Annotated in this window: 22 protein-coding genes; 17 read left to right on the top strand and 5 right to left on the bottom strand. The window is 67.1% G+C overall.

Going from position 1 to position 23904, the window contains the following annotated elements; translation table 11 throughout:
- Window positions 1-244: 244 nt before the first annotated feature.
- The gene (locus ACEN9H_RS19130; protein ID WP_413671687.1) at window positions 245-1060 is read left to right on the top strand and encodes a TorF family putative porin; all 816 of its coding nucleotides are present in this window, start codon (window positions 245-247) and stop codon (window positions 1058-1060) included.
- A gap of 150 nt (window positions 1061-1210) precedes the next feature.
- On the opposite strand, the gene maiA is transcribed toward ACEN9H_RS19130, so the two are convergent.
- Genes maiA through hmgA form a run of 3 tightly spaced genes read right to left on the bottom strand, consistent with a single transcriptional unit; the run spans window position 1211 to window position 4476 of the window.
- The gene (maiA, locus tag ACEN9H_RS19125) at window positions 1211-1855 is read right to left on the bottom strand and encodes a maleylacetoacetate isomerase (RefSeq protein ID WP_413671686.1); all 645 of its coding nucleotides are present in this window, start codon (window positions 1853-1855) and stop codon (window positions 1211-1213) included.
- A 12-nt stretch (window positions 1856-1867) separates the two neighbouring features.
- Complete coding sequence (gene fahA, locus ACEN9H_RS19120) at window positions 1868-3169, bottom strand: fumarylacetoacetase (protein WP_413671685.1); 1302 nt, start codon at window positions 3167-3169, stop codon at window positions 1868-1870.
- A complete protein-coding gene (gene hmgA, locus ACEN9H_RS19115) occupies window positions 3166-4476 on the bottom strand; it encodes a homogentisate 1,2-dioxygenase (RefSeq protein ID WP_413671684.1) in 1311 nt (436 codons plus the stop codon). The genes fahA and hmgA overlap by 4 nt, the downstream gene beginning before the upstream one ends.
- 111 nt (window positions 4477-4587) lie before the next feature.
- Here hmgA and ACEN9H_RS19110 point away from each other — a divergent pair, with 111 nt between their 5' ends.
- Window positions 4588-5490 (top strand): LysR family transcriptional regulator, encoded by a 903-nt coding sequence (locus ACEN9H_RS19110; protein WP_413671683.1) that lies wholly within the window; start codon window positions 4588-4590, stop codon window positions 5488-5490.
- Between the two features lie 6 nt (window positions 5491-5496).
- Here the strand turns inward: ACEN9H_RS19110 and ACEN9H_RS19105 are convergent, their stop codons facing one another.
- A complete protein-coding gene (locus tag ACEN9H_RS19105; protein ID WP_413671682.1) occupies window positions 5497-6420 on the bottom strand; it encodes a LysR family transcriptional regulator in 924 nt (307 codons plus the stop codon).
- A 95-nt stretch (window positions 6421-6515) separates the two neighbouring features.
- Here ACEN9H_RS19105 and ACEN9H_RS19100 point away from each other — a divergent pair, with 95 nt between their 5' ends.
- The 3 genes from ACEN9H_RS19100 to ACEN9H_RS19090 are packed head-to-tail and all read left to right on the top strand — an operon-like array spanning window position 6516 to window position 9411.
- A complete protein-coding gene (locus tag ACEN9H_RS19100) occupies window positions 6516-7478 on the top strand; it encodes an MBL fold metallo-hydrolase (RefSeq protein ID WP_413671681.1) in 963 nt (320 codons plus the stop codon).
- 14 nt (window positions 7479-7492) lie between these two features.
- Entirely contained in the window at window positions 7493-9184 is a 1692-nt protein-coding gene (locus tag ACEN9H_RS19095; protein WP_413671680.1) for an FAD-dependent oxidoreductase, read from the top strand.
- Entirely contained in the window at window positions 9181-9411 is a 231-nt protein-coding gene (locus tag ACEN9H_RS19090; protein WP_160408798.1) for a DUF2783 domain-containing protein, read from the top strand. The genes ACEN9H_RS19095 and ACEN9H_RS19090 overlap by 4 nt, the downstream gene beginning before the upstream one ends.
- A gap of 11 nt (window positions 9412-9422) precedes the next feature.
- Here ACEN9H_RS19090 and hpaR read toward each other — a convergent pair whose 3' ends face one another.
- Entirely contained in the window at window positions 9423-9920 is a 498-nt protein-coding gene (hpaR, locus tag ACEN9H_RS19085; protein ID WP_160408800.1) for a homoprotocatechuate degradation operon regulator HpaR, read from the bottom strand.
- A 110-nt stretch (window positions 9921-10030) separates the two neighbouring features.
- Here hpaR and ACEN9H_RS19080 point away from each other — a divergent pair, with 110 nt between their 5' ends.
- The 12 genes from ACEN9H_RS19080 (at window position 10031) to ACEN9H_RS19025 (ending at window position 23904) form a co-directional block, all read left to right on the top strand.
- Window positions 10031-10684: a fumarylacetoacetate hydrolase family protein gene (locus tag ACEN9H_RS19080; protein ID WP_413671679.1), complete on the top strand. Its 654-nt coding sequence runs from the start codon at window positions 10031-10033 to the stop codon at window positions 10682-10684.
- The gene (locus tag ACEN9H_RS19075) at window positions 10681-11430 is read left to right on the top strand and encodes a fumarylacetoacetate hydrolase family protein (protein ID WP_413671678.1); all 750 of its coding nucleotides are present in this window, start codon (window positions 10681-10683) and stop codon (window positions 11428-11430) included. The genes ACEN9H_RS19080 and ACEN9H_RS19075 overlap by 4 nt, the downstream gene beginning before the upstream one ends.
- Window positions 11431-11433: 3 nt before the next feature.
- Complete coding sequence (gene hpaE, locus ACEN9H_RS19070) at window positions 11434-12897, top strand: 5-carboxymethyl-2-hydroxymuconate semialdehyde dehydrogenase (protein ID WP_413671677.1); 1464 nt, start codon at window positions 11434-11436, stop codon at window positions 12895-12897.
- Between the two features lie 16 nt (window positions 12898-12913).
- Window positions 12914-13762 (top strand): 3,4-dihydroxyphenylacetate 2,3-dioxygenase, encoded by an 849-nt coding sequence (gene hpaD, locus ACEN9H_RS19065; protein ID WP_413671676.1) that lies wholly within the window; start codon window positions 12914-12916, stop codon window positions 13760-13762.
- A 9-nt stretch (window positions 13763-13771) separates the two neighbouring features.
- On the top strand, window positions 13772-14167 hold the full coding sequence (locus tag ACEN9H_RS19060; protein WP_413671675.1) for a 5-carboxymethyl-2-hydroxymuconate Delta-isomerase: 396 nt from the start codon (window positions 13772-13774) through the stop codon (window positions 14165-14167).
- Between the two features lie 17 nt (window positions 14168-14184).
- A complete protein-coding gene (gene hpaH / locus ACEN9H_RS19055) occupies window positions 14185-14988 on the top strand; it encodes a 2-oxo-hept-4-ene-1,7-dioate hydratase (protein ID WP_413671674.1) in 804 nt (267 codons plus the stop codon).
- Between the two features lie 9 nt (window positions 14989-14997).
- Window positions 14998-15792, top strand: coding sequence for an aldolase/citrate lyase family protein (locus ACEN9H_RS19050; protein WP_413671673.1), 795 nt, complete (start codon window positions 14998-15000; stop codon window positions 15790-15792).
- Window positions 15793-15802: 10 nt separating this feature from the next.
- Window positions 15803-17257 carry an NAD-dependent succinate-semialdehyde dehydrogenase gene (locus ACEN9H_RS19045; protein WP_413671672.1) on the top strand — a complete coding sequence of 485 codons (1455 nt, stop codon included), beginning with the start codon at window positions 15803-15805 and terminating at the stop codon, window positions 17255-17257.
- A 100-nt stretch (window positions 17258-17357) separates the two neighbouring features.
- Window positions 17358-18686: an MFS transporter gene (locus ACEN9H_RS19040; RefSeq protein ID WP_413671671.1), complete on the top strand. Its 1329-nt coding sequence runs from the start codon at window positions 17358-17360 to the stop codon at window positions 18684-18686.
- Window positions 18683-19681 carry a porin gene (locus ACEN9H_RS19035; RefSeq protein ID WP_413671670.1) on the top strand — a complete coding sequence of 333 codons (999 nt, stop codon included), beginning with the start codon at window positions 18683-18685 and terminating at the stop codon, window positions 19679-19681. The genes ACEN9H_RS19040 and ACEN9H_RS19035 overlap by 4 nt, the downstream gene beginning before the upstream one ends.
- 195 nt (window positions 19682-19876) lie before the next feature.
- On the top strand, window positions 19877-21502 hold the full coding sequence (locus tag ACEN9H_RS19030; protein ID WP_413671669.1) for a DUF1302 domain-containing protein: 1626 nt from the start codon (window positions 19877-19879) through the stop codon (window positions 21500-21502).
- Window positions 21503-21546: 44 nt separating this feature from the next.
- Window positions 21547-23904, top strand: coding sequence for an efflux RND transporter permease subunit (locus tag ACEN9H_RS19025; protein WP_413675603.1), 2358 nt, complete (start codon window positions 21547-21549; stop codon window positions 23902-23904).

Raw genomic sequence — 23904 nt, 5'->3', positions numbered from 1 at the left:
AAGTATCGCTCCATACCTGATAGGTATTCCGGGGTCGTGGTCCTTGCCGTCGGCGAATATCGTGAGATCGATCGAGATTCTGGTGACTTTACAGCTTCGTGCCGGCGATTTACGCCCACGCCGCAGAGGCAAGGCCGGCGCGACCAGTTCTGCCGGATTTCGATACCGGTAACAGCCCGGCCAGTACTACGATGCCTGGCACCGTCCGTCGGACGGACCGCAGAAATCGATACACAGGTACCACATGCATTTCGAACAACGGCTGCTGTCATCCTCGGCCTTGATGATGGCAGTCTTCACACCGCCGGCCTTTGCGGCGGAAGGCGCCGGCGAGCCCGCGCCGGCACGGGATCCCGCCAGTCCGCCATCTACCCTGAGCGCCAACGTGACATTCGCATCGCAGTATGTCGGACGCGGCATCCGCCAGTCGTGGGGCCGTCCGGCCCTGCAGGGCGGCGTCGACTACGTTCGCCCGGACGGGTGGTCGGCCGGCGCGTGGGGCTCGACCGTCGACGCACGTTTCGTGGAGAACGGCTCGCGCGAACTCGACCTCTACGGCGGCTACACGGGGACGGCGGGTGCCCTCGGCTACAACGTGTCCGCCATCTACTATCTCTACCCGGGCGCGCGCATCGCGGCCACGCATACGCGCTTCGACTATGGCGAACTCTCGGCCGGCCTGACCTGGAAATCGTTCTACGTGAAGTACAACGTCACGGTCACGCCCACGTTCTTCGGCATCACGCAGGCGCGCGGAAGCGGCTACGTCGACGCCGGCATCAACCATGAACTCGGCCACGGCGTCACGCTGAACCTGCACGCCGGCGATGGCCGCGTCGCCGGCAGCGGCAACGCGGCCTGGAACTGGCGCGACGTGCGGGCGGGGTTCACCGCGCAGCTGGACGACCGGTGGAGCGCCGCCGTCGCCTGGAGCCGCGCGTACGGGGCGACGCCCGCCTACGAGCATTACTCGACTGGTGTGCCGGACAGGAATGGCATGCCCGCGGTAGCGGACGTATCGCGCCGCGCGGTCGTCCTCACCGTGACGCGCACGTTCTGAGCCGGCGCTGGATTACGAGCAGATCTTCCTGCAACCTCGCGCATGGCGGAGATGGATCGTGCCCGGCTCATGAAGACATTCTCGGCCGCCACCTCGTCCGAACGCGTACGCAAACTGGCGTGGGCGCGTCCGGCGAGGTGGCGGGCCGAATTATTGCGCGTCGGCCTGCCGCTCCGGCCGGGCATCGGCGAACGCCGCCAGTGCCTCGCACCGTTCCGCGATGGCGACCAGCATGGGGTAGGGCGTCAAGTCGCATTCGAAGCGGCGCGCGTTGTACAACTGCGGCACGAGGCAGCAGTCGGCGATGGTCGGCGTGTCGCCGTGGCAGAAGCGGCCCGTTTCCGGATCGCGCGCCACTTGCGTTTCCAGCGCCTGCAGGCCCAGCGCCACCCAATGGCGGTACCACGCGCCTTTCTGCTCGGCCGGGATGCCCAGTTCCCCGCTCAGGTACTTCAGCACGCGCAGGTTGTTGATCGGGTGGATGTCGCACGCGATGGCCTGGGCGAGCGCGCGCACCCTTGCGCGGCCGCGCGCATCCGGCGGCAGCAGCGGAGGTTCCGGATGCGTCTCGTCCAGGTACTCGATGATCGCGAGCGACTGCGTCAGCCGCATGCCGCCGTCTTCCAGCAGCGGTACGAGGTGCGACGGGTTGAGGGCGTCGTAGGCGGCGCTGAACTGCTCGCCGCCATCCTTCACGAGGTGCACCGGCGCCATCTCGGCCTGTAGCCCCTTGAGGTTCAGCGCGATGCGCACGCGGTACGCGGCCGAGCTGCGGAAGTACGTGTGAAGTTTCATGTCGCCCTTTCTTCAACGCGCCGGTAGCACGGTGCCCGACGCCTCGCCGAAGCCGATGCGGGGCCGGCCGGGCGCGGCGGCCCAGCCGCGCAGCACGATGCGGTCGCCGTCCTCGATGAACACGCGCTGTTCGCCGTTAGGCAGCGTGAGCGGCTGCTTGCCGCCGACCGTCAGCTCCAGCAGCGATCCCGCTTCCGCGCTGTCCGGACCGGATTGCGTGCCGGAGCCGAGCAGGTCGCCCGCATTCAGCGCGCAGCCGTTCACGGTGTGGTGGGCCATCAGCTGGGCGACCGTCCAGTAGGAATGGCGGAAGTTCGACTGCGACAGGCGCGCCGGCGCCTGGCCTTCGCGCCGCATGGTTGCCGTCTCCAGCAGGACTTCCAGCTCGATGTCCAGGCCGCCGCTCGCGCGCAGGCTGTCGTAGTCGAGGTAGGGCAGCGGCTGCGGGTCGGCGGCGTCGCGCTGCCACGCGGCGCGGTACGGCGCGAGCGCTTCCAGGGTGACGATCCAGGGCGAGATCGTGGTCGCGAAGTTCTTCGACAGGAACGGGCCCAGCGGCTGGTATTCCCAGGCCTGCACGTCGCGCGCCGACCAGTCGTTCAGCAGGCACAGGCCGAATACGTGCGACTCCGCCTGGCCGGCCGGAATCGGTTCGCCCGCGTCGTTGCCGCGGCCGACGAAGATGCCGACTTCCAGCTCGTAGTCGAGACGCTTGCACGGGCCGAAGCTCGGTTCCGCGTCGGCCGGGCCGCGCGTCTGGCCGCGCGGACGGGCGAACGTCTGGCCCGAGACGCCGATGGTCGAGGCGCGGCCGTGGTAGCCGATCGGCACCCATTTGTAATTCGGCAGCAGCGGATTATCGGGGCGGAACAGGCGGCCGACGGCGGTCGCGTGGTGGATCGACGTATAAAAGTCGGTGTAGTCGCCGATGCGCGCCGGGACAGCGTATTCGGCATCGGCTTGCGCCACCAGCAGGTGCGGACGCGGCGTGGCGCCGCTGCGCAGCAGGCGCGACAGTGCGAGGCGCAACGCCGACCAGGCTTGCGGGCCCGCCGCCATCAGGTCGTTCAGGCTGTCGCGCGCGCCCAGCACGGCGGCATCGCGGGCGGCACCGTCCACGGCATCGCCGAGCGCGGCGAGATCGACGATCCGGTCGCCGATCGCGACGCCGCCGCGGAACGCCTGGCCGCTGCCGCGCGGACGGAACACGCAGAACGGCAGGTTCTGGATCGGGAAGTCGGTGTCCGGCGTGTTGGCCGAGTCGACCCAGCTGGTGAGCGAGGGATCGTGGGTTTCGTTCAGTTGCATGATCATGCCTTGTGCGGATTGAAGAGTTTCTTGAAGCCTTGCCAGCACTGGAAGTAATCCGGCTGGATCTGGGGCGAGGCCAGCGCGTACGCGGTCGGACGAATCACGTCGCGCGTCTCGAACATGAAGGCCATCGTGTCGTCGACCTTTTGCGGCGCCGTCGTGTCGATGTCGCTCGCCTTCGTGAACGTCGGTTCGTCCGGTCCGTGGCCGCTCATGCAGTTGTGCAGGCTCGATCCGCCCGGGCGGAAGCCGGTCGACTTGGCGTCGTACTGGCCGTGGATCAGGCCCATGAATTCGCTCGCGACGTTGCGGTGGAACCAGGGCGGGCGGAACGTGTCTTCGGCGGCGAGCCAGCGCGGCGGGAAGATCACGAAGTCCAGCGTGTCGACGCCCGGCGTGTCCGACGGCGCCTGCAGCACGAGGAAGATGGACGGGTCCGGATGGTCGTAGCTGATGGAGCCGATGGTGTTGAAGTGGCGCAGGTCGTACTTGTACGGCGCATAGTTGCCGTGCCAGGCGACGACGTCCAGCGGCGAGTGGCCGATCGAAGCAAGCCACAGGTTGCCGCCGAATTTGGCGACCAGTTCGAAGTCGCCTTCGCGGTCTTCGTAGGCGGCGCGCGGCGTGAGGAAGTCGCGCGGGTTGGCGAGGCCGTTCGAGCCGATCGGCCCCATGTCCGGCAGGCGCAGGAAGGCGCCGAAGTTTTCGCAGATATAGCCGCGCGCCTCGCCGTCCGGCAGGCTGACCTGGAAGCGCACGCCGCGCGGGATCACGGCGATCTCCTGCGGCTCGATGTCGATCACGCCCATCTCGGTGGCGATATGCAGGCGGCCCTGCTGCGGCACGACGAGCAGCTCGCCATCGGCGCTGTAGAAGTAGCGGTAGGCCATGTCGCGGTTGGCCGCGTACAGGTGGATGGCACAGCCGCTCTGCGCGGCGGGCGAGCCGTTGCCGGCCATCGTCACCCAGCCGTCGATGAAGTCGGTGGGCACCTGCGGCATCGGCAACGGATCCCAGCGCAGCTGGTTCGGCGGCGCCGCGACCTCGTCGAAGCTGCTGACGATGCGGCCGTTGTCGATCTGTTTGAACGGCTGGTGCATGGCAGCCGGGCGGATGCGGTACAGCCAGCTGCGCTTGTTGGTGGCGCGCGGCGCGGTGAATGCCGTGCCGGACAGCTGCTCGGCATACAGGCCGTACGGTGCGCGTTGCGGGGAATTCTGGTGGGCGGGCAGGGCGCCGGGCAGTGCTTCGGTGGCGAATTCGTTGCCGAAGCCGGACAGATAGCCGGCATGGTCAAGGGTCGAGCTCACGTTGTCTCCTGGGTTGGACGTTGCGTACAGGGACAATGTAGTGCAGCGCTGCGAATTTTACGATATAAATAGAAAAATTATGACTATTTCTAACGTAAATGGGGTGCCCGGATGGAGTTGCGCGAACTGGACCTGAACTTGCTGGTGGTCTTCCATGAAGTGTTCCGCGAGCGCCAGATCTCGGGCGCGGCGCGCAGGCTGAAAGTGACGCAGTCGGCCGTCAGCAATGCGCTGGCACGGCTGCGCCGCAGCGTCGGCGACGAGCTGTTCGTGCGTACGACGGAAGGCATGCAGCCGACGCCGTACGCCGAGCGCATGTCGGAACAGGTGGCGGCCGCGCTGGGCCTGATGGAGCAGGCACTCCGTCCGGAGCAGGCATTCGATCCGGCCACGAGCCGGCGCCGCTTCACGGTGGCGATGACGGACGTGGGCGAGATGTATTTCATGCCGCGCCTGATCGAGGCCTGCGCGCGGGAGGCGCCGCAGGTCGACATCGCGTCGGTCCGCGCCGGTCTCGTCGACCTGCGGACGGACATGGAAGCGGGCCGCGTCGACCTCGCCATCGGCGCGTTCGACGACGCCCCGGCCGTGCTGTACCAGCGCCGCCTGTTCCGCCAGCCCTGCGTGCACCTGTTCCGGCACGGGCATCCGCTGGCGGGGGAGCCCCTCACCATGGAGCGCCTGGGCGGCGTGCGCCACCTTGTCGTGACGTCGATGGAGCGCCCGTACGACGCGATCAACGACGCGCTGGCGCAGGCCGGCATCGACCTGGCGGCCAGCTTCAGCGTGCCGCATTTCGCGGCCGTGCCGTATATCGTGAGCACGACGGATCTCGTCGCGACCGTGCCGCAGAAGCTGGCCGAACGCGCGGCGGGGCCATTCCGGCTGGAGGCGGTGCGATCGCCGCTCGACCTGCCGGCGCTGCAGACGAACATGTTCTGGCACCGGCGCTACAACCAGGACGAGGGCAACCGCTGGCTGCGCACGCTGGTCGCGGCGCATTTCGCCGAGTGACCGCCGTCACTCGGGATGCGTGTCGAACGTCTCCTTGACCAGCCGCCGCAGCCAGGTATTCGCCGCATCGTGCTGGAAGCGCGGATGCCAGTGCTGGCGGATCGCGAACGGCGGCACGGCGACGGGCGTGTCGACCATGCGGATGCTGTTGTAGCCGGCGAACTTGGTCGCCAGTTCGCGCGGTACCGTGGCGATGAGTTGCGGGTTCTGCTCGATGATCATCGGCACCGTGAGGAAGTGCGGCGTCGTGAGGTAGATGCGGCGCGGGCCGGCCAGCTCGTCGACGACGGCGTCGTAGGCGTCCTGGATGCGGCCCGACATCGACACGACGATGTGCTCCATCTCGAAGAACTGTTCGCGCGACAGCACGTCGCCGATCGCGCGGTTGCGCCGGTTCACGATGGTGACGAAGGAACGCGTGAACAGCTGCTGCTGGTACAGCCCTTCCGGCATCGCATGCAGCGACCCGAGTGCAAGGTCCGCTTCGCCGCTTTCGAGGGCCGGCGGCACCTGGTCCATCGGCAGCTGCAGGGTGCGCAAGGTGCAGCCCGGCGCCGCCTCGCGCAGGCGGGAGATCAGCCGGGGCAGGAAGATCAGCTCGCCCATGTCGGTCAGGCACAAGGTGAACGTCCTGCGGGCGACGGCCGCGTCGAAGCCCTCGCGGACGAGCAGCTCGCCCCGCACCGTCCCCATCACGTTCAGGATCGGCTGGCGCAGCTCCAGCGCGCGCGGCGTCGGCTGCATGCCGGTGCCCGTCTTGAGGAACAGCGGATCGCCGAAAAATGCGCGCAGGCGCTTCAACGCATGGCTGACGGCGCTCTGCGACATGTTCAGTTCTTCGGCGGCGCGGCTGACGTTGCCGATGCGGATCAGCGCGTCGAAGACCGGCAGCAAATTGAGGTCCAGGTCCGCGTTATGTATAGAATTCATAGTTGTGATCGATGTAACCCGATTTACAGATAATACGGCAACTCCTACAGTCTGGATACCGACAACAAGCTCGGCATCATCGAGGAGATTGCATCATGGCAGAAAAAAAATTCGCTTCGCAGGCGGACCTGGAAGAGAAGAAGACCAGCTTCATCAAGCTGTCGGACAACGCATATGCCTATACCGCCGAAGGCGATCCGAATTCGGGCGTGATCATCGGCGACGACGGCGTGATGGTGATCGACACCACCGCCACGCCGGTGATGGCCCAGGCCCTCATCAAGCACATCCGCAGCGTCACCGACCTGCCGATCAAGTACGTCGTGCTGACCCACTACCACGCCGTGCGCGTGCTGGGCGCGTCGGCTTATTTCCAGGAAGGCGGCGAGCAGATCATCGCATCGCGCGGTACCTATGAATTGATCGTCGAGCGCGGCGAGCAGGACATGAAATCGGAAATCGAACGCTTCCCGCGCCTGTTCGCGGGTGTCGAGTCCGTGCCGGGCCTGTCGTGGCCGACGATGGTCTTCGAAAAAGAGATGACGATCTTCATGGGCAAGCTGGAAGTGAAGCTCGCGCACATCGGCATGGGCCACACGAAGGGCGACACGATCGCCTGGATCCCGTCGCAGAAGATCTGCTTCTCGGGCGACCTGGTCGAATTCGACGCCGCCGCCTACACGGGCGACGCCCAGCTGGAAGAATGGCCGGCGACGCTGGAAGCGCTGCGCGCGCTGGGCGCCGAGAAGCTGGTGCCGGGCCGCGGCCCCGCGCTGGTCACGCCGCAGGAAGTCAACGCGGGCATCGACTACACCAAGGACTTCGTCACGACCTTGCTGGGCGCCGCCAGGGAAGCCGTGGCCGCGAAGATGACCCTGAAGGAAGCGATGGCGCACACGCGCAGCAGGATGGACCCGAAGTTCGGCCACGTGTTCATCTACGAGCACTGCCTGCCGTTCGACGTGACCCGCGCCTACGACGAGGCCAGCGGCATCAAGCATCCGCGCATCTGGACCGCGGAGCGCGACAAGGACATGTGGCACTCGCTGCAGGCCTGAATCGGGAGCCGGACATGGATATCGATTACCAACGGTGCGTGTTCGACTACGCACCGGCCACCGGCGACGCCGCGCGTCACCCGGTGATCGTCGTCGGCGCCGGCCCGGTCGGGCTGGCCACGGCGATCGACCTCGCGCAGCAGGGCGTCCCCGTCGTGCTGCTGGACGACGACAACAAGCTCTCCGCCGGTTCGCGCGCGATCTGCTTCGCCAAGCGCACCCTCGAGATCTTCGATCGCCTGCAGTGCGGCCAGCGCATGGTCGACAAGGGCGTCAGCTGGAACGTCGGCCGCGTGTTCATGCGCGACGAAGAGGTCTATGAGTTCAACCTGCTGCCGGAGCAGGGCCACCAGCGCCCGGCGTTCATCAACCTGCAGCAGTATTACGTGGAAGGCTACCTGCACGAGCGTGCGCAGGAACTGCCCACCTTGGACCTGCGCTGGCGCAGCAAGGTCGCAGGCCTCGTGCAGCACCCGGACCACGTCGCCCTGACGGTGGAAACGCCGGATGGCGAGTATGTGCTGGAAGGGCAGTACGTGGTCGCGGCCGATGGCGGCAAGAGCGCCGTGCGCCGCCTGCTCGGCCTGGAAAGCCACGGCCGCGTATTCCGCGACCGCTTCCTGATCGCAGACGTCAAGATGACGGCCGACTTCCCGACCGAGCGCTGGTTCTGGTTCGATCCGCCGTTCCATCCGGGCCAGTCGGTGCTGCTGCACCGCCAGCCGGACAACGTCTGGCGCATCGACTTCCAGCTCGGCTGGGACGCCGATCCCGTTGCCGAGACGCAGCCGGAGCGTGTGATCCCTCGCATCCAGGCGCTGCTCGGCAAGGACACGCAGTTCGACCTGGAATGGGTCAGCATCTACACGTTCTGCTGCCTGCGCATGGACGACTTCCGCCACGGCCGCGTGCTGTTCGCGGGCGACTCGGCGCACGGCGTCTCGCCGTTCGGCGCCCGCGGCGCGAACAGCGGCATCCAGGATGCGGACAACCTGGCATGGAAGCTGCGCCTCGTCATCGAAGGCAAGGCGCCGGATGCGCTGCTCGACACGTATGCCCGCGAACGCGAGTACGCAGCCGACGAGAACATCCTGAACTCGACGCGCGCCACCGACTTCATCACGCCCAAGAGCGCGGTGAGCCGGTTGTTCCGCGACGCCGTGCTGCAGCTGTCGAAGGACTATCCGTTCGCCCGCAAGCTGGTCAACAGCGGGCGCCTGTCGATGCCGTCCGTGTATGGCGACACGGCGCTCAACACGCCGGACGGCGATGTGTTCGGGGCAGCGCTGCGTCCCGGTGCGCCCGCGCTCGACGCGCCGGTGCGCGTGCAGGGCGAGGCCGACTGGCTGCTGTGGCAGACGGGGAACGAGTTCACGGGCCTGTATTTCGCCGGCGCCGAGAACGATGCCGAGAAGCTGCGCGAGCTGGAGATGCTGACCGGCGACCGCGTTCCCGTGCAGACGCTCGTGGTGGCGCCGGCCGGCCAGGCGCAGCCCGGCATGCTGGAAGACGTCGAGGGCCTGCTTGCCGCGCGCTACGACGCCCGTCCCGGTACGCTGTACCTGCTGCGTCCCGACCAGCACGTGTGCGCCCGCTGGCGCTATGTCGACGCGGCCGCGGTGCGTGACGCCGTGGCGCGCGCCACAGGCAATGCTGCGGCCCCGCACGCCATTCCAGAAACCGAACGCCAGGTGGAACACGCATGAACGCCCGAACCCGAACGGCCCTGAACGTCGCGCCGAACATCGCCGACCACGACGCTTTCTACGAGATGCTGGTCGATACGCACCAGGACCTGGACGACGAGCAGAGCAAGATGCTCAATGCCCAGCTGATCCTGCTGCTGGCGAACCACGTCGGCGACCTGCAGGTGCTGCGCGAGGCATTCGCGATCGCGCGGCGCAACGTGGCGGCGTCACCTCCGCGGCAATAAGCCGCGCGTCGTCACTTCATCAGCCGCGCGACGTCCTTGTCGACGGCACGCCGGTCCGGCAGTTCCACCTGCCGGACCGCTTTCCGGTCCGCGTCGACGAACCGGTCCAGCACCGAAAACACTTCCGCGATCAATTCCGGCCCGAACGCCTGCTCCAGGTTGCGGTACTGCTGCGTGATCAGCGGGCTCGCCGTGTCGACGATCTTCTCGCCCAGCTTCGTCATGCGCACGGTGACGCGGCGCTGGTCTTCCTCCATGCGCGTGCGCACGATCAGGTCCATGTCCTCCATGCGCGACAGCACGCCGGTCAGGCTCGGACCCAGGATCACGCACGTTTCCGAAATCTCCCGCTGTTCCAGTTCGCCCGCGTCGGCCAGCACGCGCAGGATGCGCCATTGCTGCTCGGTGAGACCGAAGTGCGTGATGATGGGACGGAACTGGCCCAGCAGGACTTCCCTGGCTTTCAGGAACATGTTGGGCAGGTTGCGGTACTCGATTTTCTTGACCATGGCCGTATTGTAGTCGATCGTCCGCGCAACACGTTGTGCGAAAAACCGGTTGACTCGTTAATATCTTAATGATTAACATCTTAATGAATTTTCGCGAAGGAGACAATCTCATGCAATTCATCCGGGACAGCGTCGCGCCCACGGCCACCGTGTATGGCGTGGTGCTGAACGACAGTGCGTCGGTGCGGGCGCTTGGCGACCTCGAGGCCGCGCCTTACAAGGGAGCGCCCAGGGCGCCGGTGTTGTACATCAAGCCGAGGGGCACGCGGGTGGGCGACGGCGCCACCGTACGCCTGCCGTCGGGCGCGACGGAAGTGGAGGTCGGCGCCACGATCGGCCTCGTCATGGGTCGTGCCGCGGCGCGGCTGGCGCCGGCCGACGCGCTGGATCACGTAGCCGGCATCGTGCTGGCGGCCGACCTGAGCCTGCCGCATGCGAGCTACTACCGTCCGGCCATCCGCGAGAAGTGCTTCGACGGCGCACTGCCGGTCGCCGACGTGCTGCCGATGTGCGATCTCGCCGGACTCGAACTGGGCGTCGAGATCGACGGCGCCGTCGTCGACGGCTGGTCGCTGTCGACGCTGCTGCGCGATCCGGCCCGGCTGCTGGCCGACGTGACCGCATTCATGACCCTGCGCGCCGGCGACGTGCTGCTGGTCGGCGTGCGCTACGACGCGCCGCGCGCCGGCATCGGCAGCCGGGTGCGCGTGTCCGCCTCCGGCCTGGGCTCGCTGGCCTTCACGATCGAAGGAGACGCACGATGAAGCACGGACGCATCGCTTTTCAAGGCGCCATCCATGCAGTGACCGAGGCGGAGGGCGGGCGCGTGCGCCTTGCGGATGGCCGCCTGCTCGGCGAGAACGAGGTCGAATGGCTGGCGCCCATCGAGGCCGGCACCGTTTTCGCGCTGGGCCTGAACTATGCCGACCATGCGAAGGAACTGGCGTTCAAGGCCCCGGAGGCGCCGCTCGTGTTCCTGAAGGGGGCGAACGGCATCGTCGGGCATCGCGCGTTCACGCCCAGGCCGCAGGACGCGACCTACATGCACTACGAGTGCGAACTGGCCGTCGTGATCGGCAAGCAGGGCTACCGCGTGCCGAAGGAGCGCGCGTACGACATCGTGCGCGGCTATACGGTCGCCAACGACTACGCGATCCGCGACTACCTGGAGAACTGGTATCGCCCGAACCTGCGCGTGAAGAACCGCGACGCCTGCACGCCGCTGGGACCATGGCTGGTCGACCGCGCCGACGTGCCCGACCCCATGAATTTGACACTGACGACACGCGTCAACGGCGCGATCACGCAGCAGGGAACGACGGCCGACATGATCTTCGATATCCCGACGCTGATCGCCTATCTCTCGTCCTTCATGACCCTGTACCCGGGCGACGTGATCCTCACCGGCACGCCGGAGGGCCTGGCCGACGTCAAGGCCGGCGACGTCGTCGAGACCGGGATCGAAGGCATCGGCACGCTCGTCAACACCATCGTTCAAGCAAAGGAGTAACCCATGACCACCCACGTGCAACACCTGATCGGCGGCCGCCTGGTCGACAGCCGGGATGCGTTCGAGACCATCAATCCCGCGACGGGCGAGGTGCTGGCCACCGTCGCCAGCGCCGGGCAGGCCGAAGTCGATGCGGCCGTCGCCGCCGCGAAAGCCGCCTTTCCCGGCTGGGCCGCGACGCCCGCGAAAGAACGCGGCCGTCTGCTGCGCAGGCTGGGCGACCTGATCGCGGCCGACGTGCCGGCGCTGGCCGAGCTGGAAACACGCGACTGCGGCCAGGTGATCGGCCAGACGAAGAAGGCGCTGATCCCGCGCGCCGCCGACAATTTTCACTATTTCGCGGAACTGGCCCAGCACCAGCATGGCGAGACGTACGACTCGGACACGGGCCACCTGAACTACACGCTGTGGCAACCGGTGGGCGTGTGCGCACTGGTCTCGCCGTGGAACGTACCGTTCATGACCGCCACCTGGAAGACCGCGCCGTGCCTCGCACTGGGCAATACGGCCGTCATGAAAATGTCGGAACTGTCGCCGCTGACCGCGAGCCGCCTCGGCGAACTGGTGCTGGAAGCAGGCATTCCGCCGGGCGTGTTCAACGTCGTGCATGGCTACGGTCACACGGCGGGCGAGCCCCTGATCGCGCATCCGGAAGTGCGCGCGATTTCGTTCACGGGGTCCACGGCGACCGGCAACCGCATCGTCAAGGCGGCCGGCCTGAAGAAATTCTCGATGGAGCTGGGCGGCAAGTCGCCGTTCATCATCTTCGACGACGCCGACTACGAGCGCGCGCTCGACGCGGCGATCTTCATGATCTTCTCGAACAACGGCCAGCGCTGCACGGCGGGTTCGCGCATCCTCGTGCACGACAGGATCTACGACAGGTTCGTCGCCGACTTCGCCGGCCGCGCGGCGCGCCTGAAGGTGGGCGACCCGCTCGACCCGGACACCATCATCGGCCCCTTGATCAGCCGCGCGCACTGGGACAAGGTCACGGGCTACATCGAACTGGGCCGGCGCGAAGGGGCGAACCTCGTCTACGGGGGCGGCACGCCGGACGTGGCGGCCCACCTGAAGGGCGGCAACTGGGTGCAGCCGACCGTGTTCGCGGACGTCGACAACCGGATGCAGATCGCCCAGGACGAGATTTTCGGGCCGGTCCCCTGCATCATCCGCTTCAAGACGGAGGAGGAGGCAGTGCGTATCGCCAACGACACCGTGTACGGCCTGTCGTCCTACCTGTGGACCGAGAACACGGGCCGCGTCATGCGCATGGCCAAGGCCATCGAGGCCGGCATGACGTTCGTGAACAGCCAGAACGTGCGCGACCTGCGCCAGCCGTTCGGTGGCGTCAAGGCGTCCGGTACGGGCCGCGAGGGCAACCACTACAGCTACGAGGTGTTCTGCGAGGCGAAGAACGTCGCGGTCTCGTACGGCAACCACCCGATCCCGCGCTGGGGCGTTTGAATACAAGGAGGAGACTATGGGCAAACTCGCACTCGCGGCCAAGATCACGCACGTGCCGTCGATGTACCTGTCCGAGCAGGACGGCCCGCACAAGGGCTGCCGCCAGGCCGCCATCGACGGGCACCGGGAGATCGCGCGCCGCTGCCGCGCGCTGGGCGTCGACACGATCGTCGTGTTCGACACGCACTGGCTCGTCAACAGCGGCTACCACATCAACTGCGCGCCGCGCTGGGAGGGCATCTACACCAGCAACGAACTGCCGCACTTCATCAAGAACCTGCCGTATGCGTACGACGGCAATCCGCAACTCGGCAAGATGATCGCCGACGCCGCGACGAACGCCGGCGTGCACACCCGCGCGCACGACGACACGAGCCTGGGCCTGGAATATGGCGCGCTGGTGCCGATGCGCTACATGAACGAGGACAAGCGCTTCAGGATCGTGTCGGTATCGGCGCTGTGCATGGCGCACAACCTGCCCGACAGCGTGGCATTCGGGCGTGCCGTGCGGCGCGCGATCGAGGACGTCTACGACGGCACCGTCGCGATCTTCGCCAGCGGTTCGTTGTCGCACCGCTTCGCCCAGAACGGCGTGTCCGAGCAATTCCTGCACAAGGTGTGGGACCCGTTCCTCGAAACGACCGACCGCCACGTCGTCGAGCTGTGGAAGAACGGCGACTGGAAAGCCTTCTGCGGCATGCTGCCCGAGTACGCAACCAAGTGCCATGGCGAAGGCTTCATGCACGACACCGCGATGCTGCTGGGTGCGCTCGGGTGGGACGAGTACGAGGGCAGGGCGGAAATCGTCACGCCTTATTTCGGCTCGTCCGGCACGGGCCAGCTGAACGCCATCCTGCCCGTGTGAGGAGACGCCATGCCACACCTCACGTTCGAGTGCACGGACAACATCTACGACGCCGCCGCGCTGCCCGCGCTGCTGAGGCGGGCCAACGAGGTCCTCATCGCCCAGCACGGCGTTTATCCGACGGGCGGCATCCGCTCGCGTGCGATCCGCCTGACCGACTATTGCGTGGCCGACGGCAGCGCGGACGACGCGTTCGTCCACGCGACGCTGAAGATCGGCAGCGGCCGGTCGCCTGACGCGAAACAGCGGACAGGCGACGCGTTGTTCCGCCTCATGACGGACCACTTCGCCGACTTGTACGCCCTGCGCGGCCTCGCGCTGTCGCTGGAAATCGCCGAGTTCAGCGAAGCCGGGACCTGGAAACAGAACAACATCCACGCGCGCTACAAGACAGCCGGCGCGTGACACAGAAAGAGACCCATATGCTCGACCAAACCACGATCAGGGACGCCGCCTCGCGGCTGCACGAAGCGGAAAAGAGCCGCATCCAGGTGCGCCAGCTCTCGCTTGACCATCCGGCCATCACGATCCCCGACGCCTACGCGATCCAGCGCGAGTGGATCCGGCTGAAACTCGCCGAGGGCCGCCGTGTCGTCGGCCACAAGATCGGCCTCACGTCGCGCGCCATGCAGATGTCGTCGCAGATCGACGAGCCGGACTACGGCACGCTGCTGGACGACATGGTCTTCAAGGATGGCAGCGACATCCCGTGCGAGCGCTTCATCGACCCGATGCTCGAAGTGGAGCTCGCGTTCATCCTCAAGGACCGCCTGGCCGGCGAGCACGTGAGCATGCTGGACGTGCTGTCCGCCACCGATTACGTGATCCCGGCCGTCGAGATCATCGACGCACGCTGCCATCGCATCGATCCCGAGACGAAGCGTCCGCGCAAGGTGATGGACACCATTTCCGACAACGCCGCCAACGTGGGCATCATCATGGGTGGCCGCCCGATCAAGCCGATGGATGTCGACCTGCGCTGGGTCGCGGCGCTGTTGTACCGCAACGGCGTGATCGAGGAAAGTGGCGTCGCGGCGGGCGTGCTGAATCATCCGGCCAACGGCATCGCGTGGCTGGCGAAGAAGTTCGCGCCGTTCGACGTGGCGCTCGAACCTGGGCAGATCATCCTGGCGGGTTCGTTCACCCGTCCCGTCAAGGTGCGCCCGGGCGACACCTTCCACATCGACTACGGCACGCTGGGCGCGATCAGCGCGCGCTTCGTATAAGGAGGCCGCATGGAGATGCCACGCAACGACTTCAAGCGCGCGCTCGCCGCGCGCGAGCCGCAGATCGGCCTGTTCCTCGGGATGGCCGAACCGTATGTCGCCGACCTGGTGGCCGGTACCGGCTTCGACTGGCTGCTGATCGACGGCGAGCACGGTCCCAACGACCTGCGCACGATCGTCGCCCAGCTGCAGGTGCTGGCCGCGTATCCGGTGCGTCCCGTCGTGCGCACCTGCGACCACGATCCGGCCGCCATCAAGCAGCTGCTCGACGCCGGCGCGCAGACGCTGATGGTGCCGATGGTGGAGACGGCCGACCAGGCACGGGCCCTCGTCCGTGCGATGCGCTACCCGCCGCGCGGCATCCGCGGCGTCGGCACGGCGATGGCGCGCGCGGCGCGCTGGAACGGCGTCGCCGATTATGTCGCGCATGCCGACGACGAACAATGCCTGATCGTGCAGATCGAGTCGCGGGCGGCGCTGGACGGCCTGGGCGGCATCCTCGAGGTCGACGGCGTCGATGCCGTGTTCGTGGGGCCGTCGGACCTCGCGGCCTCGCTGGGGCACCTCGGCAATCCCGGTCATCCGGACGTCAAGGCTGCCGTGTCGGGCGCCATCGGCCGGATTGCCGCGGCCGGCAAGGCCGCCGGCGTGTTCTCGGCCGATCCGGCGCTGGCCGCCAGCTACCGCGAGATCGGCGCCAGCTTCATGCTCGTCGGCGTCGACGCGCTGTTGCTGCGCAATGCCGCCGTCGCGCTGGCGGCACGATTCAAAGGCGACGGCGCCAACGCCGGCGCCGCATACTGAAAGGAATTCCATGCTCGAACTGAACGATACGGCGCTGCTGCGCGCGCACTGCCTCATCGGCGGTCAGTGGGTCGACGCCGACGACAGCGCGACCACGGCCGTCACCAACCCGGCCGATGGCGCGACCATCGCCCACGTGCCATGCTGCGGCGCTGCCGAGACCGGGCGCGCGATCGCCGCGGCCGACACCGCGTTCCAGACGTGGCGCGATACCACGGCCGCCGAACGCGCGCACATCCTGCGTCGCTGGCACGACCTCGTGCTGGCCAGCCAGGACGACCTGGCCGCCATCATGACGGCGGAGCAGGGCAAGCCGCTCGCCGAGGCGAAGGGCGAGATCGTCTATGCCGCCGCTTACATCGAATGGTTCGCCGAGGAAGCGCGGCGCGCGTACGGCGAAGTGATCCCGTCGCCGGCGCGCGACCGCCAGCTGGTGGTGACGCGCGAACCGGTCGGCGTGTGCGCCGCCATCACGCCGTGGAACTTCCCGGCCGCGATGGTCACGCGCAAGGTGGCGCCGGCGCTCGCCGCGGGGTGCACGATCGTCCTGAAGCCCGCGCAGCAGACGCCGTTGTCGGCGCTGGCGCTGGCTGACCTGGCCGCGCGCGCGGGTGTGCCGCCCGGCGTGTTCAGCGTCGTGACCGGCAAGGCAAGCGCCATCGGCCGCGTGATGTCGGCGAGCCCGGTCGTGCGCAAGCTGAGTTTCACGGGGTCGACGCCGGTCGGTATTCACCTGATGCGCGAATGCGCCGACACGGTCAAGAAGCTGTCGCTGGAACTGGGCGGCAATGCGCCGTTCATCGTGTTCGACGATGCCGACATCGATGCGGCCGTCGCAGGCGCCATTGCGTCCAAGTACCGCAATGCCGGCCAGACGTGCGTGTGCAGCAACCGTTTTCTCGTCCAGGATGGCATCTACGACCGGTTTGCCGCGAAGCTGGCTGCCGCCGTCGGCTTGCTCAAGGTCGGCCATGGGCGCGACGAGGACGTGACCGTGGGGCCGCTGATCGACGACGGGGCCGTGGCCAAGGTCGAGGAGCTGGTGGGTGACGCGCTCGGCAAGGGCGCGCGCGTGCTGGCCGGCGGCCGCCGTCATACGCTGGGCCGCAACTGGTACGAACCGACCGTGCTGGCCGACGTCACGCAGGCGATGGCGGTGGCGCGGGAGGAGATCTTCGGGCCCGTGGCGCCGCTGTTCCGCTTCAAGGACGAAGCCGAGGCGGTCGCGCTGGCCAACGACACCGAATACGGTCTGGCAGCGTATTTCTACACGACCGACCACGCTCGTGTCTGGCGTGTGTCGCGCCGCCTGGAATACGGCATGGTCGGCGTGAACACGGGGCTGATCTCGACGGAGGTGGCGCCGTTCGGCGGCATGAAATCGTCCGGCATCGGTCGCGAGGGATCGCGCCATGGCCTGGAGGACTACATGGAGCTCAAGTACATCGCGATGGGCGGGCTTTGACGCGCCACTCATGTCGTTCATAACCGGTATGAGCGCCATGAGATTGTCACATATCTCGTGCGCTCCTACGATGCATCCCATAACAATATTGGAGACACGCATGGACAACGCTATCACCCGAGCGAACGGGGTGCCGTCCGCCACCGCGGACGGCACCGACGGCGCCCTCTACCGCAAGATATCCCGCCGCATCATCCCCTTCCTCTTCATCTGCTACGTCGTATCCTTCCTCGACCGCATCAACATCGGCTTCGCCCAGCTCCAGCTGAAGCAGGACCTCGGCTTCACCGACGCCATGTATGGCCTGGGCGCCGGCATCTTCTACATCGGCTACGTGCTGTTCGAAGTGCCCAGCAACCTGCTGCTGGCGAAATACGGCGCGCGCAGGTCGTTCGTGCGCATCATGCTGCTGTGGGGCGCCGCATCCGTCGCCATGATGTTCGTCGCGACCCCGACGCAGTTCTACGTGCTGCGCTTCCTGTTGGGCGTGTTCGAAGCCGGCTTCTTCCCCGGCATCGTGCTGTACCTGACGTACTGGTTCCCACCGCGCCGGCGCGCCTCCGTCATGTCGATCTTCTTCGCCGGCGTGATGGTGGCGGGCGTGCTGGGCGGCCTGCTGTCCGGCTGGATCATGCGCGACATGGCCGGCATCCTCGGCTTGAAAGGATGGCAGTGGATGTTCGTCATCGAAGGTGCGCCGGCGCTGGTGCTGGCCGTCGTCGGCCATTTCTGGCTGCAGGACTATCCGCGCGACGTGCCCTGGCTCAGCACCGCCGAGAAGGCGCGGCTGGCGGCGGACCTGGGCGAGGGCAGTACCGCCGCGGCCGGCGGCCACGCGTCGGCGGCAGGCCTGCGCAGCCCGCGCGTCTATGTGTTCGCCCTCGTCTATTTCGCGATGACGGCCGCGACGCTCACGCTGAATTTCTGGATGCCGCTGATGATCCGCGACTTCGGCGTCAGCGACGTCGTGCAGGTCAGCCTGTACACGGTGATCCCGAACGCGATCGGCGCGGTGGGCCTGCTGTTCATCGCGCGCCGGGCCGACCGCCGGGCGAGTCATCCGCGCTATTTCGCCCTGTGCGCGACGGGCGGCGCCGTCGCGCTGGCGGCCCTGACCACGCACCCGGCCAGCCTCGTGGCTGCGCTGGCCCTGCTGTCGGCGGCGACGGTGTTGCTGTTCGCCGCGCTGCCGATCTTCTGGGCGATCCCGACGACGTATCTGTCGGCCGAGGCGCGCGCCAGCGGCATTGCCGTCATCAGCAGCGTCGGTATCACGAGCGGCATCGTGAGCCCTTGGGCCATCGGCCGCATCAAGACGGCGACCGGCAGCATGGACAATGCGCTCTACATCCTCAGTGCCTTGATCGTGCTGAGCGTGTTCGTATTGCTCGCCGCGGTGCGCAAGCGCGCGCAGGAGACGGCGGCATGAAGCGTTGGTTGGCAAGCTTGCTGGCACCGTTGTGCGTCATGGCCCATGCCCAGGACAACGTCACCGTGTTCGGCGTGCTCGACACCTACCTCGAACACGTGGAGGGGACGACCCGCCTGCAGAGCGGCGGCGTCTCCGGTTCGCGCCTGGGGTTTCGCGGCAGCGAGGACCTGGGCGGCGGCAACCGCGCCATCTTCATGCTGGAATCGGGCATCAACGTCGACGATGGCACGTCGGGGCAGGGCGGCCTGTTGTTCGGGCGCCAGGCCTGGGTGGGCCTCGCGACACGCGCGGGCGACGTCACGCTCGGCCGCCATTATTCGCCCCTGTTCTTCACGCTCGTCACGTATGGCCTCGGCGGCGGCATGGGTTGGGGCAATGCGTCGAACTACTTCACCGACAATTCGGTGCTGCGGGTGAACAACGCGGTCAGCTACGCGTCGCCGTCGTATGCCGGTTTCAAGTTCCGGGCGCTCGCCGGCCTGGGCGAGAACGCGACGCAGCCCGGCGCGAACATCGGCAACATCCACAGCGCGTCGCTGCAGTACGACAGCGGCCCGTTTTCCGCCAATGCGGCCGTCGAGACGCGCAAGACGACGGCCGCGAACACGGACCGCTTTTACGCACTCGGCGCGAGTTATGTCGTCGGCACCGTGAAAGCGAGCGTGCTGGCCCAGGCGCGCCGCGACGATATCGATGCAGCGCGCAACGACGCGCTCGAACTCGGGCTGTCGATCCCGGCCGGGCCGGGGACGTTGCTGCTGGATGCGGGCCGTTTCCGCAACCGCAGCGTGGCCAATGCCGCTGCGACTGCTCTCAGCATCCGTTACGACTACAACCTGTCGAAGCGGTCGATGCTGTATGCCGGCGCGGCGACCATCCGGAACAGCGCACGGTCGCGCTTCGGCATCAACGGCAATACGGGCGCCGCCCTGGCGGTGGCCGCGGGCGACGATCCGCGCTCACTGGTGCTGGGTGTGCGCCACACATTTTGACGACGATTTCCATCGTTCTGTCGACCGGCCGCCCGCGCGGCCGGTTTCGCTTTTGCAGGCGTGCGTCGCAGCCGCTGTGATTTGCCAGTTTTCGATACCGGCCCTCGAAACACCACGTTTAGGATGCATCGTACCCCCGGCGCCCCCGCCGGCATCGACAGCGATTCATCAATTCATAAAAAGACGGGACACAGGATGACAACCACACACACGCGCGCGGCGCTTGCCGTATTCCTTGCCTGGGCCGGCGCGGCCCAGGCGGCAACCTTCCAGTCGGGATCGATTTCCGGTTCCTTCGATTCGACGGTCACGGCCGGCATCGGCATCCGCGCCCAGAAGCAGGCGTGCACCCTGGTCACGGCCGGCGCGTCCGGCGACGGCGCACCGGCCGGCTGCCTCGCGCCGACCAGCGGCCTGGGCGACCAGGGGGACCTGAACTACGACCGCGGCGACGCATTCACCACGTACCTGAAGGGCACGCACGAACTGTTGCTCAAGCTGCCCGACGACTGGAAATTCCTCGGCCGCGTGAGCTGGGTCCGCGACTTCGCGTCGACCCGTACGAACGACACCGTCAGCGCGACGAATCCGCCGGGTGTCGGTCCGCTGACGGATCCGGCGGCGCAAGACCTGCGCTTCAAGGCGCGCCTGCTCGACTTCTGGGTCAGCAAGGAATTCTCGCTCGGCGAGGAACGTGCCCGCGTCCGCGTCGGCAACCAGGTGATCAGCTGGGGCGAAAGCCTGTTCCTGCCGGGCGGGATCAACCAGACGAACGCGCAGGACATCATGCGCCTGTCGCAGCCGGGCACGCAGCTGAAGGAAGTGTTCCTGCCGGCCCCGATTGCCAGCTTCGCCACGGGGCTCGGCCACGGCCTGAACTTCGAGGGCTACGTCCAGACCAACTGGAACGACAATTATTTCCCGCCGACGGGCAGCTACTGGTCGACGGTGAACGGGCTGGGTAAAGGCTACGCGGAGTACGGTTTCGCGCGCCACGAGCCGAAGAACGGCGGCCAGTACGGCGCGTCGCTGCGCTGGCAGCCGGAGGGCACGTCGCTGAACGTCGGTTTCTACGCGATGCGCTACCACGACAAGGCGCCGCAGCTCAGCGTCGGCGACGGGCTTGCATGGGTGTTTCCCGAAGGCCGCACGCTGTACGGCATCAGCGCCAACTTCCCGGTCGGCGACTGGTCGATTGGCACCGAGCTGTCGTACCGTCCGAAGGATGCGGTGGCAATCAATCCGGCGACGAGCGGCTGCAGCTACAACGGCGGCAACTGCTACGTCGACGAGAAGAAGTTCCAGTGGCACGTGACGGGCATGCTGAGCCTGACCCCGAGCGAATACGGCGGCGTCCTCAAGGCGCTGGGCGGGGCCGACACGGCAACGCTCATGGCCGAAGCCGTCGTCGTGCGCTACCCGCACCTGAAATCGATGTACGGCGCGGATCCCGTGGCCGCCGGCCTGTGGGGCTGGGGCCAGGAATTCAACGCCGCGGGTACGCCGGAACCGGTGGGCACGAAGACGTCGTGGGGCTACAACCTCGACTTCAGCTGGGTGTATGACGGCAGCGTCGTGCCGGGCTGGCAGGTGATCCCCGAGATCTACTACTTCCAGGCCGTGAACGGCCGCACGCCGAACACCGCGGGCCTGTTCATGAATGGCGCCAAGTCGGCGAACCTGACGGTGACATTCATGCGCAATCCCGCCACCTGGCAGTTCGCCGTGAACTACGGCCGCTTCTGGGGCGGCGAGCGCGTGTTCGACCAGCCGCTGCGCGACCGCGGCTTCGTCGGCGCCTACGTTTCGCGTAACTTCTGAAGGGGAACGTCATCGTGTCCACGTCACCCAGCGCGGCGGGCCGCCTGCCGCGCCTCCTGAAATCCCTGGAAAACGCCTGCTTCCGCTGGCGCACGCCGTTCCTCGTCTGGCTCGCGCTGTTCACCGCGGCGATGGCGTATTTTGCCGTGCAGCTGCGCATGGAGGCCGGCTTCGAGAAGCAGCTGCCGATCGGCCATGAGTACATCACGACGTTCCAGAAGTACCGCAACGACGTGCTGGGCGCGAACCGCCTGAACGTCGTCGTGAAGTCGCGCCACGGCACGATCTGGACCGCTCCGGGCCTGAAGCGGCTGTTCGACGTGACCCAGGCCGTGACATACCTGCCGGGCATCGACCGGCTGGGCGTGCAGTCGCTGTGGACGCCGAACAGCTTCGTCAACGAGATCACGGAGGAAGGCTTCCGGGCCGACCCCGTGATCGCCGGGACGATCACGCCCGAGCAGCTGACGCCCGAACTGATCGCGGACATCCAGCGTTCCACCAACCAGGGCGGCTTCGTGGGCACGCTGGTCTCGCGCGACCAGACGAGCGCGATGATCATCGCCGAGCTGTCCGAGGTCGACAAGGACGGCAACAAGATCGACTACGTCCAGTACAACCACCTGCTCGAACAGCAGCTGCGCAAGAAGTTCGAGGACAAGGACTTCGAGATCCAGATCATCGGCTTCGCCAAGCAGATCGGCGACATCGCCGACGGCGCCCAGTCCGTGCTGCAGTTCTGCGTCGTCGCGCTGCTGCTGACGGCGCTGGCCGTGTACTGGTACTGCCGCTCCGTGCGCTTCACGCTGCTGCCGATCGTCTGCTCGCTGACGTCCCTCGTCTGGCAGTTCGGCGCCCTGAAGCTGCTGGGCTTCGGCCTCGATCCGCTCGGGGTGCTGGTGCCGTTCCTCGTGTTCGCCATCGGCGTGTCGCACGGGGTCCAGCAGATCAACTTCATCATGCGCGAACTCTCGCACGGCAAGACGACGGAGCAGGCCGCGCGCGCCAGTTTTACCGGCCTCCTGATTCCGGGCGTGCTGGCGCTGGTGACGGCGTTCGTCTCGTTCATCACGCTGATCCTGATCCCGATCCCGATGGTGCGCGAGCTGGCGATCACGGCGTCGCTGGGTGTGTTCTTCAAGATCACGACCAACCTGGCCATGCTGCCGATCGCCGCGTCCTACTTCACGTTCACGAAGGAATACGCGCAGAAGGCCATGCAGCAGCGCGAGAAGCGCTCGAACTGGCTGCGCGCGCTGGCGCGCGTGGCCGAGCCGCGCAACGCGCTGGTCGTGATCCTGGTCACGGCCGGCGTGTTCGGCCTGGCCGCATGGGAGAGCCGCGACCGCGTGATCGGCACCTTGCAGCCGGGCGCGCCCGAGCTGCGTCCGGAAGCGCGGTTCAACCAGGATGCCGTCGCCATCTCGACCGGCTACGACACGGGCCTCGACTGGCTGACCGTGATCTTCGAGGCGCCGCCGGGCTCCTGCGAGAACGTCGCCATCGGCACCTACCAGGACAAGTTCGTGTGGGCGTTGCAGCACACGCCGGGCGTGCTGTCGGTCAGCTCGTACGCGGGCCAGCTGCGCGGCTACAACGAAGGCTATAACGAGGGCAACCCGAAGATGGCCGTCGTGCCCATCGACCCGGCCAACTATGCATCGCTGTCGACCGAGATCGGCCGGGTGCGCGGTTTCATGACGAAGGATTGCAGCATGACGGCCGTGCACCTGTTCCTGGCCGACCACAAGGCGACGACGATCAACCGCGTGATCGCGGCGGTGAAGCAGTTCCGCCAGGCGAACGTGCTGCCGGGCGTGACGATCCGCCTCGCGTCCGGCAATGCCGGCGCACTGGCCGCCGTCAACGAGGAAGTCGAGCACAGCGAACTGCCGATGATGCTGTACGTGTATGCCGCCATCGTGATCCTGGTCGCGGTCGTGTACCGCGACTTCCGCGCCGTGCTGGCGTGCTGCCTGCCGCTGACGGTCGGCACCTTCATCGGCTACTGGTTCATGAAAGTGGAGGGCATCGGCCTGACGGTGGCAACGCTGCCCGTGATGGTGCTGGCGGTCGGCATCGGCGTCGACTACGCGTTCTACATCTACAACCGCCTGCAGCTGCACCTGTCACAGGGGCTGGACATCGTCAAGGCCATCGAGCACTCGATCCTGGAGGTCGGCACGGCGACGATCTTCACGGCGATCACGCTGGCCATCGGCGTCGCCACCTGGGCGTTCTCCGACCTGAAGTTCCAGGCCGATATGGGCAAGCTGCTCGCCTTCATGTTCATGATCAACATGGTGATGGCGATGACGGCGCTGCCCGCATTCGCGGTCTGGCTGGAACGCCTGTTCCCGCGCCGCAAACCGGTGCAGGCGCCCGGTATTCTCGCCCACTGA

It is taken from the genome of Massilia cellulosiltytica, assembly GCF_047325105.1.
Lineage (GTDB): Bacteria > Pseudomonadota > Gammaproteobacteria > Burkholderiales > Burkholderiaceae_D > Telluria > Telluria orientalis.
The sequence above is the reverse complement of the archived record's forward strand: the minus strand, read 5'-3'. Positions and strand labels throughout refer to the sequence as shown.

Bases quoted from the DNA above. Each gene is read 5' to 3' on its own strand.
- ACEN9H_RS19100 (WP_413671681.1), top strand. From the start codon at position 6,516: ATGGCAGAAAAAAAATTCGCTTCGCAGGCGGACCTGGAAGAGAAGAAG.
- hpaR (WP_160408800.1), bottom strand. From the start codon at position 9,920: ATGGTCAAGAAAATCGAGTACCGCAACCTGCCCAACATGTTCCTGAAA.
- ACEN9H_RS19080 (WP_413671679.1), top strand. From the start codon at position 10,031: ATGCAATTCATCCGGGACAGCGTCGCGCCCACGGCCACCGTGTATGGC.
- hpaE (WP_413671677.1), top strand. From the start codon at position 11,434: ATGACCACCCACGTGCAACACCTGATCGGCGGCCGCCTGGTCGACAGC.
- ACEN9H_RS19075 (WP_413671678.1), top strand. From the start codon at position 10,681: ATGAAGCACGGACGCATCGCTTTTCAAGGCGCCATCCATGCAGTGACC.
- ACEN9H_RS19090 (WP_160408798.1), top strand. From the start codon at position 9,181: ATGAACGCCCGAACCCGAACGGCCCTGAACGTCGCGCCGAACATCGCC.
- ACEN9H_RS19060 (WP_413671675.1), top strand. From the start codon at position 13,772: ATGCCACACCTCACGTTCGAGTGCACGGACAACATCTACGACGCCGCC.
- ACEN9H_RS19110 (WP_413671683.1), top strand. From the start codon at position 4,588: ATGGAGTTGCGCGAACTGGACCTGAACTTGCTGGTGGTCTTCCATGAA.
- ACEN9H_RS19105 (WP_413671682.1), bottom strand. From the start codon at position 6,420: ATGAATTCTATACATAACGCGGACCTGGACCTCAATTTGCTGCCGGTC.
- ACEN9H_RS19095 (WP_413671680.1), top strand. From the start codon at position 7,493: ATGGATATCGATTACCAACGGTGCGTGTTCGACTACGCACCGGCCACC.
- hpaH (WP_413671674.1), top strand. From the start codon at position 14,185: ATGCTCGACCAAACCACGATCAGGGACGCCGCCTCGCGGCTGCACGAA.
- ACEN9H_RS19045 (WP_413671672.1), top strand. From the start codon at position 15,803: ATGCTCGAACTGAACGATACGGCGCTGCTGCGCGCGCACTGCCTCATC.
- ACEN9H_RS19030 (WP_413671669.1), top strand. From the start codon at position 19,877: ATGACAACCACACACACGCGCGCGGCGCTTGCCGTATTCCTTGCCTGG.
- ACEN9H_RS19035 (WP_413671670.1), top strand. From the start codon at position 18,683: ATGAAGCGTTGGTTGGCAAGCTTGCTGGCACCGTTGTGCGTCATGGCC.
- ACEN9H_RS19040 (WP_413671671.1), top strand. From the start codon at position 17,358: ATGGACAACGCTATCACCCGAGCGAACGGGGTGCCGTCCGCCACCGCG.
- ACEN9H_RS19050 (WP_413671673.1), top strand. From the start codon at position 14,998: ATGGAGATGCCACGCAACGACTTCAAGCGCGCGCTCGCCGCGCGCGAG.
- fahA (WP_413671685.1), bottom strand. From the start codon at position 3,169: ATGATCATGCAACTGAACGAAACCCACGATCCCTCGCTCACCAGCTGG.
- hpaD (WP_413671676.1), top strand. From the start codon at position 12,914: ATGGGCAAACTCGCACTCGCGGCCAAGATCACGCACGTGCCGTCGATG.
- maiA (WP_413671686.1), bottom strand. From the start codon at position 1,855: ATGAAACTTCACACGTACTTCCGCAGCTCGGCCGCGTACCGCGTGCGC.
- ACEN9H_RS19130 (WP_413671687.1), top strand. From the start codon at position 245: ATGCATTTCGAACAACGGCTGCTGTCATCCTCGGCCTTGATGATGGCA.